The sequence below is a fragment of the Sphingomonas paucimobilis NBRC 13935 genome, from assembly GCF_000739895.2.
GTDB lineage: Bacteria > Pseudomonadota > Alphaproteobacteria > Sphingomonadales > Sphingomonadaceae > Sphingomonas > Sphingomonas paucimobilis.
In genome coordinates this window covers 1-13,351 of record NZ_BBJS01000029.1, presented here as the reverse complement: position 1 = coordinate 13,351, position 13,351 = coordinate 1, and the positions used below count along the sequence as shown (strand labels likewise).

Annotated in this window: 15 protein-coding genes; 9 read left to right on the top strand and 6 right to left on the bottom strand. The window is 66.0% G+C overall.

What is annotated here, in order from left to right; all coding sequences use genetic code 11:
- The first annotated feature begins 131 nt into the window (after window positions 1-131).
- From SP6_RS09525 to SP6_RS09520, 3 genes are all read left to right on the top strand, one after another.
- Window positions 132-1,391 (top strand): NupC/NupG family nucleoside CNT transporter, encoded by a 1,260-nt coding sequence (locus tag SP6_RS09525; RefSeq protein ID WP_007406695.1) that lies wholly within the window; start codon window positions 132-134, stop codon window positions 1,389-1,391.
- A gap of 259 nt (window positions 1,392-1,650) precedes the next feature.
- On the top strand, window positions 1,651-1,797 hold the full coding sequence (locus SP6_RS20925) for a hypothetical protein (protein ID WP_007406679.1): 147 nt from the start codon (window positions 1,651-1,653) through the stop codon (window positions 1,795-1,797).
- 25 nt (window positions 1,798-1,822) lie between these two features.
- A complete protein-coding gene (locus SP6_RS09520; protein ID WP_007406674.1) occupies window positions 1,823-3,139 on the top strand; it encodes a carbohydrate porin in 1,317 nt (438 codons plus the stop codon).
- 26 nt (window positions 3,140-3,165) lie between these two features.
- Here the strand turns inward: SP6_RS09520 and SP6_RS09515 are convergent, their stop codons facing one another.
- Complete coding sequence (locus tag SP6_RS09515; protein WP_037569843.1) at window positions 3,166-4,035, bottom strand: 3-hydroxyacyl-CoA dehydrogenase NAD-binding domain-containing protein; 870 nt, start codon at window positions 4,033-4,035, stop codon at window positions 3,166-3,168.
- A 79-nt stretch (window positions 4,036-4,114) separates the two neighbouring features.
- On the opposite strand from SP6_RS09515, the gene SP6_RS09510 reads away from it, so the two are divergent.
- Together SP6_RS09510 and SP6_RS09505 are read left to right on the top strand one after the other, a co-directional pair.
- Window positions 4,115-5,146 carry a DUF1176 domain-containing protein gene (locus SP6_RS09510; RefSeq protein WP_007406666.1) on the top strand — a complete coding sequence of 344 codons (1,032 nt, stop codon included), beginning with the start codon at window positions 4,115-4,117 and terminating at the stop codon, window positions 5,144-5,146.
- Between the two features lie 28 nt (window positions 5,147-5,174).
- The gene (locus SP6_RS09505) at window positions 5,175-5,789 is read left to right on the top strand and encodes a YbhB/YbcL family Raf kinase inhibitor-like protein (RefSeq protein WP_007406669.1); all 615 of its coding nucleotides are present in this window, start codon (window positions 5,175-5,177) and stop codon (window positions 5,787-5,789) included.
- 75 nt (window positions 5,790-5,864) lie between these two features.
- Here SP6_RS09505 and SP6_RS09500 read toward each other — a convergent pair whose 3' ends face one another.
- The 3 genes from SP6_RS09500 to SP6_RS09490 form a co-directional block, all read right to left on the bottom strand.
- Window positions 5,865-6,104 (bottom strand): hypothetical protein, encoded by a 240-nt coding sequence (locus SP6_RS09500; protein WP_126053154.1) that lies wholly within the window; start codon window positions 6,102-6,104, stop codon window positions 5,865-5,867.
- Between the two features lie 47 nt (window positions 6,105-6,151).
- Window positions 6,152-7,171: a GGDEF domain-containing protein gene (locus SP6_RS09495; RefSeq protein ID WP_007406668.1), complete on the bottom strand. Its 1,020-nt coding sequence runs from the start codon at window positions 7,169-7,171 to the stop codon at window positions 6,152-6,154.
- Between the two features lie 119 nt (window positions 7,172-7,290).
- Entirely contained in the window at window positions 7,291-7,824 is a 534-nt protein-coding gene (locus SP6_RS09490) for a peroxiredoxin (RefSeq protein WP_007406689.1), read from the bottom strand.
- A gap of 95 nt (window positions 7,825-7,919) precedes the next feature.
- On the opposite strand from SP6_RS09490, the gene SP6_RS09485 reads away from it, so the two are divergent.
- The gene (locus SP6_RS09485; protein WP_037569842.1) at window positions 7,920-8,738 is read left to right on the top strand and encodes an inositol monophosphatase family protein; all 819 of its coding nucleotides are present in this window, start codon (window positions 7,920-7,922) and stop codon (window positions 8,736-8,738) included.
- 131 nt (window positions 8,739-8,869) lie between these two features.
- On the opposite strand, the gene SP6_RS09480 is transcribed toward SP6_RS09485, so the two are convergent.
- On the bottom strand, window positions 8,870-10,987 hold the full coding sequence (locus SP6_RS09480; protein ID WP_007406664.1) for an AsmA family protein: 2,118 nt from the start codon (window positions 10,985-10,987) through the stop codon (window positions 8,870-8,872).
- A 177-nt stretch (window positions 10,988-11,164) separates the two neighbouring features.
- Here SP6_RS09480 and rpmI point away from each other — a divergent pair, with 177 nt between their 5' ends.
- Both rpmI and rplT read left to right on the top strand, forming a co-directional pair.
- A complete protein-coding gene (rpmI, locus tag SP6_RS09475) occupies window positions 11,165-11,368 on the top strand; it encodes a 50S ribosomal protein L35 (protein ID WP_007406658.1) in 204 nt (67 codons plus the stop codon).
- Window positions 11,369-11,389: 21 nt separating this feature from the next.
- Window positions 11,390-11,755 carry a 50S ribosomal protein L20 gene (rplT, locus tag SP6_RS09470; RefSeq protein WP_007406685.1) on the top strand — a complete coding sequence of 122 codons (366 nt, stop codon included), beginning with the start codon at window positions 11,390-11,392 and terminating at the stop codon, window positions 11,753-11,755.
- An 88-nt stretch (window positions 11,756-11,843) separates the two neighbouring features.
- Here the strand turns inward: rplT and SP6_RS09465 are convergent, their stop codons facing one another.
- Window positions 11,844-12,485 (bottom strand): Crp/Fnr family transcriptional regulator, encoded by a 642-nt coding sequence (locus SP6_RS09465; protein WP_007406657.1) that lies wholly within the window; start codon window positions 12,483-12,485, stop codon window positions 11,844-11,846.
- Window positions 12,486-12,846: 361 nt separating this feature from the next.
- Here SP6_RS09465 and SP6_RS09460 point away from each other — a divergent pair, with 361 nt between their 5' ends.
- Window positions 12,847-13,251 carry a DUF1489 family protein gene (locus tag SP6_RS09460; protein ID WP_007406688.1) on the top strand — a complete coding sequence of 135 codons (405 nt, stop codon included), beginning with the start codon at window positions 12,847-12,849 and terminating at the stop codon, window positions 13,249-13,251.
- Window positions 13,252-13,351: the final 100 nt, after the last annotated feature.

Genomic DNA, 13,351 nt, shown 5'->3' with positions numbered 1-13,351 from the left:
TTTTTTCCCGCGATTCCATCACCCAATCAAAACTATAGCGGTCGCCCCGCGCCATGCTTATGATGCACCCCCGCGCAGCCGGGGGGCCGCGTCATGTCTCCACCCGTAACGCGGATAGTTAAGCAGCGCGCATGAATCGTTTTGCCATCGGTATCGCCGGCATCCTTGTCATCCTGGCGATCGCAGTCGCCCTGTCCACCGATCGCCGTGCCATCCGCCCGCGTGTCGTCGGTGCGGCCTTTGCGTTGCAGGCGGGGATCGCCGTCCTCGTCCTCTATGTCCCCTGGGGCAAGAAGGTGCTTCAGACCTTGTCGGCCGGGGTTGCGGGCCTGCTCGGCTATGCCAATGAGGGGACCAAGTTCCTGTTCGGCGCGCTGGCCTCCGATCCGCTGGGCCGCAACTTCGCGATCCAGGCGCTGCCGGTCATCATCTTCTTCGCCGCGCTCGTCTCGATCCTCTATTATCTGGGGATCATGCAGCTCGTCGTGCGCTGGCTGGGCGGCGCGATCGAGAAGGTGATCGGTGTGTCGAAGGTCGAATCGCTCTGCGCGGCGGCCAATGTGTTCGTCGGCCAATCCGAATCGCCGCTCGTCATCCGCCCCTATCTGGCAGGGCTCTCGCCACCGCAGCTCTTCACGGTGATGACCAGCGGCATGGCGGGCGTGGCGGGGACGATCCTCGCCGCCTATGCCTCGATGGGCATCTCGATCGAATATCTGCTGGCGGCCAGCTTCATGGCGGCGCCCGGCGGCATATTGATGGCCAAGATCATAATGCCCGACCGGATCGAGCCGCCGGCCGGGCAATTGCCGCTGGGTGACGTGATCGAGGACGAGAAGATCGCGCTGGCCGAGGCCACCCATGACGAGGAAAAGCCCGCCAACATCATCATGGCGGCCGCGCAGGGCGCGCAGACCGGTGTGAAGCTGGCCGTCGCGGTCGGTGCGATGGTGCTGGCCTTCGTCGCGCTGGTCGCACTGGCCAACGGGTTGCTCGGCGGATTGGGCAATCTGGTCGGCATTCCAGGGCTCAGCTTCCAGGCGTTGCTCGGCTATGTGTTCCAGCCGATCATGGCGCTGCTCAACGTGCCGTGGAACGAGGCGGGGATCGCCGGCGGTCTGTTCGGCGAGAAGATCGTGCTCAACGAGTTCGTCGCCTATATCGATCTGGGCAAGCAGGCGGCACAGCTTTCGCCGCGTACCGTCGCGGTCGTGACCTTCGCTTTGTGCGGCTTCGCCAATTTCTCCTCGATCGCGATCCAGATGGCGGTGACGGGGAGTCTCGCCCCCAACCAGCGGCCGACCATCGCCCGGCTCGGCATCCGCGCGCTGATCGCGGGCAGTCTCGCCAACCTGATGTCGGCGGCGCTGGCGGGGTTGCTGATCGCCTGATCGCCATTCGGGGTTGATCCTCTGTACGAGAGGGCGTTATGGCGCGCCCTGTCGGCTGCAATCGTGGCCGGCCTGCACATAGGATCAAAATGCCCCGATCTAGTCCCTTGTCCGGCGACGAGGACAGTAGACGCACCCGCGTCCACTTGCTCGCCAGCCGTTTGACGGGCCTGACGGGGTCGACGATGTCGGCCCGCTAAAGCCGTTTGTCGCCGACCTTCCGCCGGGCTCGACCACACGAACCCGAAGGAGGTCTGCCATGACCCGTAAGATGTTCCGCGCGCATGTCCGCGCCCAGTCGCTCGCCACCGTGATGGCCAGTGTTCCCCTTGAGCGCGCGCGGTTGCTCCGCGCCGTCGCGTCCACCCGGCCCCAGGCGATTCGCCGGACCAGCCCCTCGGCCTGACCGCCCGCTCTCAAGGAATCCCTTCATGACCCGGATCGTATCGCGGGCCGCGCTGTGCGGCCTGTTGCTCTTCGCGCGCGCCGCCGCCGCGCAGGACCTGCCGCGCCAGGAGGATGTCGCCCTGCACGCGCAGGCCACGCTGGTGGCGCAAGGCGTGGGCGGTTTCACCTCGCCCTATATCGGCCCCAACAGCCTGACCCCGCATCAGGTCAAGGAAACCACCGACCTCACGGCCTATCTCGGCGCGCGCCCCTGGAATGGCGGCGAGCTGTGGGTGAATCCGGAGATCGACCAGGGCTTCGGCCTGTCCAACACGCTGGGCGTCGCCGGTTTCCCGAGTGCCGAGGCCTATAAGGTCGGCCGGTCGGAGCCCTATTTCCGGCTGCAACGCGCCTTTTTCCGCCAGACATTCGCGCTCGGCGATGCGCGCGAGGGAGTGGCCGGCACCGCCAACCAATTGGGCGGATCGCGTCCCGTCGACCGGATCGTGCTGACCATCGGCAAATTCGGGGTCGGCGACGTGTTCGACACGAATCCTTATGCGCATGACCCGCGCGGCGACTTCCTCAATTGGGCGGTCGTCGACACCGGCAGCTTCGATTATGCCGCTGACGCCTGGGGCTATACCACCGGCATCGCCGGCGAAGTCTATCGCGGTGACTGGACGCTGCGCGCCGGGTTGTTCAACCTGTCGACCGTTCCCAATGGCGAGCGGCTGGAGCATGGTTTCGGCCAATATCAGATGGATGGCGAGATCGAGCATTGCCATGAGGTCGCCGGACGGCCGGGATCGGTGCGCTTCGGCATCTTCCGCAACCGGGGCAAGTTCAGCCGCTTCGACGAGGCGCTGGCGCTGGCCGCCGCGACGGGCGGCGTGGTCGATCCTTCGCTCACCCGGCGACGGATGACGCGGATCGGCGGCTATATGAACATGGACCAGGCGCTGACCGATACGCTCGGCCTGTTCGCGCGGGTCGGGGTCAGCGACGGGTCGATCGAGCCCTATGACTTCACCGATATCGACCGGACCGCGCAAATCGGCGGGTCGCTCTCCGGCAAGGGCTGGGGCCGGGCGCAGGACCGGGTCGGGCTCGCACTGGTCGCCAATGGCATTTCGGCCGAGCATCGCCGCTATCTGGCGGCGGGTGGCCTGGGTGTGCTGGTCGGCGACGGCAAGCTGCCCCATGCGGGCGCGGAGGAGATTGCCGAGGCCTATTATGACGTAGCGCTGTTCCGCTCGCTCGCGGTCACGCTGGATGCGCAATATATCGAACATCCCGGCTACAACCGCGATCGCGGGCCGGCCGAGGTGTTCGCGCTAAGGGTGCACGGGGCGTTTTGATCCTCCCCGGTACGGGGAGGAACAAATCACCGCGTCGGCACGGGCTCCGCGCCGGTATAATCGTAAAAGCCCCGCTTGCTCTTGCGGCCATACCAGCCCGCCTCGACATATTTGATCAGCAGCGGGGCGGGGCGGAATTTGGGGTCACCCGTCCCCTCGAACAGCACGCGGGTGATTTCCAGACAGGTGTCGAGCCCGATGAAATCCGCCAAGGTCAGCGGCCCCATCGGATGGTTCAACCCCAGCTGGCAGGCTGCGTCGATATCCGGAATCGTTGCCACGCCCTCGCCCAGCGCGAAGATCGCCTCGTTGATCATCGGCATCAGCACGCGGTTGACGATGAAGCCCGGCGCGTCATTGGCATGGACGACCCGCTTGCCCAGTTCCTGTGCGAACGCCTCGACCTTGGCGACCGTTTCGTCCGAGGTGGCGAGGCCGCGGATCAGCTCGATCAGCCCCATGACCGGCACGGGGTTGAAGAAATGGACGCCGACGAACCGCCCCGCATCGGGCGCGGCCTGGGCCAGTCGGGTGATCGGGATGGACGAGGTGTTGGTCGCCAGGATCGCGGTGTCGGACAGGGTCTTGCCGACCTCCTCGAAGATCGCGCGCTTGATGGTCTCACGCTCGGTCGCCGCCTCGATCACCAGTTCGCAATCGCTCATGGGCGACAGGCTGCCCACCGGCGTGATCCGCGCGAGCAGCGCATCGGCATCGGCGCGAGTCGTCTTCTCCTTGGAGATCAGCCGGTCGAGTGCCTTGGCGATCCCCGCCTTGCCCGCCTCGGCGCGCTCGGCCGAGATGTCGGCCAGTTTCACCGCATAGCCCGCCGCCGCCGACACCTGCGCAATGCCGGCGCCCATCTGCCCGGCTCCGATCACACCTACGGACTTCATCGCAAAACTCTCCTTATGTCTTTGCCCGACGCCCTATCCGTTTCGGAACGCGACCGCCAGCAGACGGGTTTGATCGGACATGATCCGACACCGCCTGGCTCCGCTGATCCTGGTCGCCACTTTGCCGGCCGCCACCGCCGCCGCACCGGGCGATCCCGTGCCGGTCAAGCCCAGGCTCTTCCAGGACTGGATCGTCGCCTGCGACAATGGAGGGAGATGCGAGGCCGCGTCGCTGTCGCCGGATGACGGCATGTTGCAGGATGCCGGCCTGCTGGTGCGGCGCGACGCGGATGGCGCGCTGTCGGTGCGGGTGGCGGACATGACCGGCAAGGCGCCGCAGGCCACGGTCCGGATCGATGGCCGCGCCGTCGCCTCCACACCCCTGGCCCGACAGGTCGAGGGGACATGGCGCGGCGCACCGGCCAAGGCACTCGCTGTCGCCCTGGTGAGGGGGCGAAAGGCGGCGATCCTGACCCCGAGCGCGCATCCCTTGTCGCTGCGGGGCGCAGCGGCGGCCTTCCGCTACATGGACGATCGTCAGCGGCGCGCGGGCACGAAGACGGCGCTGGTGGCCAAGGGCGCACGTCCCTATCGCGGCACGCCGCCTGCCTTGCCCGTGGTGCGGATCGTCACGCCACCGCCGGGTAAGGCGCCGACCATTCCCGGCGCCGCGATCAACGCTGCACGGCGCCAGTTCGGCTGCGCGACCGATGATGGCAGTCCGGTGAGTGCCGACGCATATCGACTGGATGCGCGCGCGACGCTGGTCCTGCTGTCCTGCGGCGCGGGGGCCTATAATTACATGGTCCAGCCGCTGATCTGGCGCGACAAGCGGCTGACCCCCGCCGCCTTCGACTATGCCTTCCGCTTCGGCGAGCCCAAACCGCCCGGCCAACCCCAGACGCTCGTCAACACCGACTGGTCGCCTGACGGCCGTCTGTCGAGCTGGGCCAAGGGGCGAGGGCTCGGCGATTGTGGGGATGCGGCGCAATATGGCTGGGACGGGACGCGCTTCCGCCTGCTGAGCGCGGCGGTGATGACCGAATGTCGCGGCGCGATCGATACGCTGAGCGTGTGGCGTGCCCGCGCTGTGCCCGCCGGCACCCGGTAAAGGCTGAGATACAGGCAAGGAGAGGATCATGCTCGAACATCTGCCCGCTTGGCTGGGCAAGGCGATGAGCGGCTGGCGCGCCGGCGTCGAGTCGCTGGCTATCACCCGGGCCGATCTGGTCCCAACAGCTAGCCTGTCGCTCAACAGCCCGGCCTTTGGCGACATGGCTCGCCTGCCCGAACGATTTACCGCCGATGGCGCAGGCGTGTCCCCGCCGCTTTTCTGGAGTGACCCGCCGGCAGGCACCGCGATGCTGGCGCTGTTGGTCGAGGATGCCGACGCGCCGACACCGCAGCCATTGGTCCATGCGATCCTATGGAACCTGCCGCCGCGGGCCGGTGAATTGGCCGAGGGGGCGATCGTCGCCGATGGCCCGGGTTCGGCCGAGCAGGGCGATGTCGGCCGCAATTCCTATCTGGGCGAGGGCTGGCTGCCGCCCGATCCGCCGCGCGGGCATGGCGAGCATCGTTATGTCTTCCAATTGTTCGCGCTGGATGCGGTGGTTGAGATCGGCGGCGAGACGCCGGGGCGCGGGGCGATGCTGGACGCGATGGCGGGGCATGTGCTGGCTGCCGGAGTGCTGACCGGGACCTATTCGCGCGAGGAGGAAGCGCCCGTGGGGCCGGTCGGCGCGATCGCCTGACCTCCTGAGGCGGCCATCAGGCCGGGCGTCGAGACAGGACGACCCGGCCTATGGCGAGCGTCTGACGCATGAGCGTCAGGCGATCGGAAAGATCGGCGCGGCGCTGGTGATGGCCAGCCCGGCGAACACCAGGGCACCCAGGCAGGAAACGAGGAACTGGCGGGCTTGAACGGTCTGGAACATGGCAAAACTCCCTTTGTCGATCCGGTCACCAACTGGCTGATGACCGATGCTGGGAGCTTTGCAGGGGGCGTGCCAGTTTTCTAAACCATTGAAATATAAGAGAAAATAAAAAGGCTGCATCGATTTCAGCAAATTGCGCCATTCCAATGGGAAAATTCCGCCACCCGATGGCGGAATTTTCAGTCGGCGCAGATTCGGTTGCGGCCTTCATTCTTCGCGCGATAGAGCAGGGCATCGGCACGCGCGAACACCGTCTCATGCGTGTCGTCGGGGCGGAAGGCGGTGATGCCGGCAGAGAAGGTAACCTCACCGATCGCTTCTCCGGTTTCGCGTACCCGCAGCCGCTTTTCGCGCACCGCATCGCGCGCCCGGTCGATCAGCGCCCTGGCCTCGGTCATGGTCAATTTCGTCATCAGGATCGCGAATTCCTCGCCACCATGACGACAGACCAAATGACCGCGCCCTTCCTCGCTCAGGATCTGGCCGATCGCGTTGAGCACCCGGTCGCCCACCGCATGGCCATGTTCGTCATTGATTCGCTTGAACCGGTCGACATCGCACAGCGCGAGATAGCAGGACTCCGGCGACTGGAAACACTGTCCGATCGACTCGTTGAACGCCAGTCGATTGGCCAGCCCGGTCAGCGGATCACGGCGGGCCGAGGCGCGCGCCTCGACCAGCTTTTCGCGCAGCGCATCGGCCTCTGCGGTTGCCTGTTCCAGCCGCCGCTCGCTGTCATGGATACGCTCCAGCATCTCGCCGGTCAGCTTGGCCAGTGTGGCCAGCCCGATCGGTTCGCCCCGCTGAATCTCCGCCGCGCTGCGTTCCAGATTGGCGCTGAACGCCGAGGTGTCGGCCTGCATCGTGCGGATCATCGCTGACAGGGTCTCGACATGATCCTGGGTCTGCTCCGCCAGCGCATCGGTGCGGGTCGCGGCCGCGTCGACCAGATGGTCGCGCGTCGGGGGCGCGGGCGGCGGTGCCTGACGCTGCCCGGCGGTAGGGCCGCCCAGCCGCTGGATATCATCCTGATGCAAACGCACGCCGCCGTCGATCAGCGCGGCGGCGGCCTTGGCCAGGCTGCTGTTCGGCTGGGTCAGGATGGCATGGACGAACGCATAATGCGCCGGGTCCGGGACCAGGCGGTGATCCTCCAGAAACTGGCCGATGCGTTGATATAGCTTGTCCGTCGATGTCATCGCGCGATACCCGCGCTATCCATCGCAATCGTTGCGGGTACCAGGTTACCCTGGCGGCGATCCCGCGTCGATTGGACATCCTTCCCTTGATTCATGTCTAGCCCCCGGCCGCGCTATACTCAGCGCTTGGCGGTCAGTCCACGCACCGCGGCCAGTGTCGTGGCCACATGCTCGGCGGGGTTCATATCGTCGTGCACGAACGCGATTCGGCCATCGCGACCAATGACATAGCTCGTGCGCGAGGTGATATCGCGCCCTTCCATCTGGCGGCCGAGCGCGACGTCATAGCCCTTCACGATCGCCGGGCCTGCGCTGGCCACCGGGAATTTGCCCGCGCATTCGGCCTTGGAAAAGGCGGCGAGCTTGTCGACCGGATCGGCCGACATGCCGATCACCCGGGCGCCGGCGGCGCGGAAGGCGTCGATCTTCTCGGCAAAGGCGCGCGCCTCGGCGCTGCACCCGCTGGTGAAGGCGGCGGGGAAGAAATACAGGACGACGGGGCCGTGCCGTAGCTGATCCTTCAGGTTCAGCGTGAAGACCTTGCCCGCCACCGCGCCGCGCGTCGTGAAATCGGGAGCCACAGCGCCCGGGCGCAAGGCGGCGCTGGCCGGGACGGCAAGCAGCGCAAGAAAGACGCCGAACAAGACACGCATCGCGATGAATCCCTCCAAAAACAAGGTTAACGCGTAACCTTTCGCATGGACGCCGTCCATTGCTGATCGCGTGATGCTATCCTATCGCCTGTCTCATGTCCGTGCATAAATCCGATATCAACTTGGCCCTCGCTTTGGCCGACGCTGCGGGCGCGGCGATCCGCCCTTATTTCCGCCGTGAAATGGGGCTGGAGATCAAGGCGGATAACTCGCCCGTGACCCTGGCCGATCGCGAGGCGGAGGCGGCGATGCGGCGCATCCTGGAGGCCGAGCGCTCGGGTGACGGCATTCATGGCGAGGAATATGGCGTCAAGGATGGGGTGACCGGGCGGCAATGGGTGCTCGACCCGATCGACGGCACCCGCAGCTTCACCGTGGGGCGGCCGATCTTCGGCACGCTGATCGCGCTGGTCGACAATGGCTGGCCGGTGCTGGGCATCATCGACCAGCCGATCGCCGGGGAGCGCTGGCTGGGCGTGATGGGGCGGCCGACCCTGTTCAACGGACAGCCGGCGCGGACGCGGCCCTGCGCGGCACTGGAAGGTGCGACGATCGCGACCACCAGCCCGCATCTGTTCGAGGACGAGGATGTGCCGCACTATATGGCGCTGGTCACCGCGATCAGCGGCCAGTCCCCACGCCAGGGGCCGGTCTATGGCGGCGACTGTTACAATTATGGGCTGCTGGCGAGCGGCCATGTCGACATCGTTTGCGAATCGGGGCTGAAGCTGCACGACTTCGCTGCCCTGGTGCCGGTGGTCGAGGGCGCGGGCGGACGGATGTGCGACTGGAACGGCGATCCGCTGACCGCCGACAGCGCGGGCCATGTGCTGGCGATCGGCGATCCCGCGCGCACGGAAGAGGTGCTGGAGGCGCTGCGTAACGTGCCGCATGATCATGGGCATGATCACTGATTGAAGGACCTCCCCTACGAGGGGAGGTGGCAGGCGCAAGGCCTGACGGGGGGATGCCGTACAGGACGTTCCTTGCAGCATGCCCTTCCACCATGCTGCGCATGGCTCCCCCCTCCTCGGGCCGGGGAGGATCAGAAGATTCCCAGGAACTTCTTGCGCTGCGCCTTGGCCTCACCTTTTGTCTGGCGGCCGTCCTTGGACTTGGCGGTGGTGCCATTGCCGACATCGTCACGCGGCGCGCCCTTGGTCGTACGCTGGGCATTGGCGCGGGCACCCGACAATACCGGGCCGCATGCCGCCGCCTTGGCGTCGCCGACATCGACGAACGCCAGCACCCCCGCCAGCGGTGTCGCAACGACTGCCAAGCCCAGCCCGGCGCCTGCCCGCGCCAGCAGATCGCCGCTGATCGGGTTGATCCCCGGCGCGGCGAAATTGCCGGTCAGGCCGACCGGCGACTGGCCCGAGAACAGGCTGAACTTCTTGGCGTCGGCGCGAATCGCCATGTCGATGGCCTCGTTGCGGAAACTGAAGCCGCCGCGCCCGACGATGACGTTCTTGGACGTGTCGATCAGGATCGGGTCCGCCGCCGCCACGCCATTGCGGACGGTAAAGGCAATCAGCCCGCAATTGATCCGCACCGGTTCCTTCAGTCGCTCCTCGAACATCTTCTGGACGAAGGTGCCGATGTCGAGTTCGGCCAATTGCGCATTGCGGGTCCAGAGCGAGCCGGCGGGCAGGATGAAGGCCATGCGCCCGTTCGCGCTGGCCAGCGAATCATGGATGGTGTCGCCACGCCCCTGCAACTGGATGCGGCCCTTCACGGTGCCGCTCGTCCCTGCCTCCGCCACGCCCCAGCCGGCGAGCAAGCGGCCGAGCGGCGTCGGCGACAGGCGGATGTCATAGCCGATGCGGCTGGGCCTGGGCCGCGTGTCGAACACCAGGTCGGAGGATACGTCCCCACGCGCCATGGCAAAGCGCAACGGCGAGAGGGTCAGCTTGCCGCGATCGAGCGCCAGCGTCAGATCGACATTGGAGATCGGCACCTTGCGCGATCGGACCGTGCCGATCGTCCATTTCAGATCGGCATCGAAGCGCTGCATCGTCGCCACCGGCAATGCCGCATCGGGCAACAGCCGCTGCGCGCCCGCACCGGTCGCAGCGGCGGCGGCCTGTGCGCCCTTGGTCGCGACGATATCGGGATTGTAGCCGATGAACGGCGCGGCATCGATGATGTCGAGTTTCTTGGTGGTGAGCGCCGAATCGAGGTGCAGCCGCTGGCCATTGGTGACGGTCAGCCGCCCCGCCAGGTCGCTGTCACCGAAGGTGCCGGCCATGCGGGTGAAGCGATAGGCCTCGCCATCCTTCACCATTTGGGCCCGCAAATCATAAGTACGAGTGCGCGGGATGACGACGCCGATGATGTCGAGCAGGGTCGACATATCCTTGCCACGGGCCCGCGTGCGCAGCGGCACATTCTCGATATCCGCGATCGAGGGCAGGGTGCCCGCCACATCGATCACATTGCCGGCCGCGCGCATCCGCGCGATCAGTTCGTTCTTGCCGCGATTGGCGGTCGCATCGGGCGATAGAAGCTGCGCGGTAAGTTTGAAGGGCGTGCTGCGGATCACGCCCTTGCCGCGCACCCCGACCGCCTGGCCGATGCGCGCATCCTGCGACCGGATATCGTCCAGTGCGAGGTCGGCGGTCACCCGCATCCGGGGATCGCGATAGCGTATCGTCGTCCCCGTGACATTGGCCGTGTCGATCCGGGGAAATTCCAGCGGCTTGCCACCCTTCTTCTGGCTGAAGGTCCAGCTGTTGGTGCGGTGATCGGGCGTCCATTCCAGATCGACCGCGCCGTTGGTCAATTCCAGCCAGGTGAAGCGCCGCTTGCCGAACAGCAGCGACAGCGGCGCGATCCGCGAATCGATCCGGTCGGCGGTGAACAAATTGGGGCGGCTGGCCCAATCGGGATTGGAGATGGCGATCCGCTCGGCGACGAACTTGATCCGCCAGGGCGCGAAATAGAGCTGGAAGTCGCCCCCCACCGTCACCGTTCGGTGGGTCAGCTTTCCCACGACCGATTCGAAGGGATGGCGCAGGAAACGCCCTTTGGTGACGAACAGCACCAGCCAGATCGCGGCGATGACGAGCAGCAGGCCAACCCCGACCCGCAATGCCCATCGCCGCCACCGGGCGCGGCGGACGGCGGGGCTGGCGTTCGTTTCGGCCGCGGATAGCTGATCCATGGCCTTTCCAAGCGTCCGAGCGAAGCGGCGGTTCCCCCGGACGGGTGCCGGCGCTATCGGTTGCATTCCGGCGTCACTTCGTCTAAGCGGCCCGCTTCCCGAGCGAGGTGTCACGAACGGCCCGGCCATCAGGGCTGCCGCGGCCGTTTCTGCCTTGCTCATAGCGAAAGGACCAAAATGCCCAAGCTCAAGACTAAGAGCGGCGTCAAGAAGCGCTTCAAGCTCACCGCGACCGGCAAGCTCAAGCACGGCGTCGCCGGCAAGCGCCACCGCCTGATCAGCCATAACGGCAAGTATATCCGCCAGAACCGCGGCACCTCGGTCCTGTCCGATGCCGACACCAAGACCGTGAAGGCCTGGGCGCCTTACGGCCTGAACTGATTTCTGGAAGGATAGAGAGATATGGCACGCGTCAAGCGGGGCACGACCACCAAGGCGAAGCATAAGCGGATTTTGGATCAGGCGAAGGGCTATTATGGCCGTCGCAAGAACACCATCCGCATCGCGCGCCAGGCCGTCGAAAAGGCTGGTCAATATGCGTATCGCGACCGCAAGGTTAAGAAGCGGACCTTCCGTGGTCTGTGGATCCAGCGTATCAACGCCGGTGTCCGCGCCGAGGGTCTGACCTATTCGCAGTTCATGCACGGGTGCAAGCTGGCAGGCATCGAACTGGACCGGAAGGTCCTGGCCGACATCGCGATGCACGAGGGCGAAGCCTTCTCGGCGATCGTCGCACAGGCGAAGGCCGCTCTGCCGCAGGCCGCTTGAACAGCGACTGACGGTTAGCGCCGGAAATCGAAAAGGGCGTCGGTGGGGTTCCACCGGCGCCCTTTTTCGTCGGGGAAGGCAAAGGGGTTCAGCGCGCGGGTGGCAGCCAGTTGGGCTCGAACTTCGGCCGCCGTGGCGGCAGCGAGGACAGGCGTCGCAGCGCGGGCAGGTCGAGCAACTGGAATCGGTGTCCCTGTCGCGCCAGGAGCCCCTCTTCTTCCAGTCCCCGGATCGTGCGGTTCACATGCACCGCCGTCAGCCCCAGCAGATCGCCTATGATCTCCTGCGTCAGCGGCAGGTGGAAGCCGTCATCGACCACAAGGTCGATCGGGCTGAGCCGCGTATGGAAATCGACCAGCAGTCGGGCCATCCGCTCGCGTGCCGAGGCGTTGCCCGTCATCGCCAGTGCATCCATCAGCGCCAGCCGTTCCATCTGGGTCGCGATGGTGAACAGCGCGGCGAGACGCGGGAAGGTCTCGTACAGCTTGCCGAAGCGTTCATAGGGAACGAAGGCCGTGACGGACTCGGTGACCGCGGTCAGCGTGTCGGCCGCCTCGGGTAACACCATGCTGGGCGTGCCGAGCATGTCGCCGGGCAGATGCACCTTCTGGATCAGGCGGTTGCCGCTGCGCAGGACGATGGACGAGGTGACCCAGCCCCGGACGTGGAGATGGAATCCGTTGGTCGCCTCGCCTTCGCGCTGGAAAATCTCACCACGCCGCCGGACCACCTCGCCATCGCCCAGTTCAGCCAGCGCCCGCGCCTCGCCGGGCGTCAGTGCCGCGAATGCCTCATATCGATGAATCGGATACGCTATTTTGGCCTCCCTCGACCCTGGTCCTCGTACGGTCCATGATGGCCGCCGATATGTCCCAACAGTTTGCCATAAGAGAAGCCCACGCGTCATTCGCAGACGTGGATTAGCCGGGTAGAAAAAAATCGTCCTATTTCAGTCGATGGGGCGCGGTCTGTCCAGCGTTCAGACAAGACGCCCCGTATCGCTTTGCACGGCTGGCCATGACGAAATTGGGCCCATCGAACATCATCACGACCTAGCCTAACCAGCTCTCCGCCCCCACATGGGCGGCGACATGGCGCTGCATTTGACCAAGGTCGCGTTCGGGGCGGCCAGTATCGATCATCTGGCCGAACGACTGGCCTTGCGGGCGAAGGACGGCCCGGTCTTCCTCACCACGCGCTATCTGCCCAAACGGCATGACGAGGTAGCGGGGCAGGGATCGCTCTTCTGGATTCTGAAGCATCAACTGGTCGCGCGGTCGCCGATCCTGTCCTTTGGCGAGGCCGAGGGCGGGCGTTGCGCGATCCATATCGATCCGGCGCTGGTGCTGGTCCAGGCGCTGCCCAAGCGGGCGCATCAGGGCTGGCGCTATCTGGAGGCGGCGGACGCCCCGCCCGACCTGAGTGGCGCCGCGACGGGGATCGAGACGATGCCGCCGGTACTGGTCGGCAAGCTGGTGGAACTGGGGCTGATCTAAAAAACATCCTCCCCTGCAAGGGGAGGGGGACCATGCGCAGCATAGTGGAGGGGTGTCGCCAGCTATGAGCTAGGTCTCACTTCGCCGACCGGAACACCCC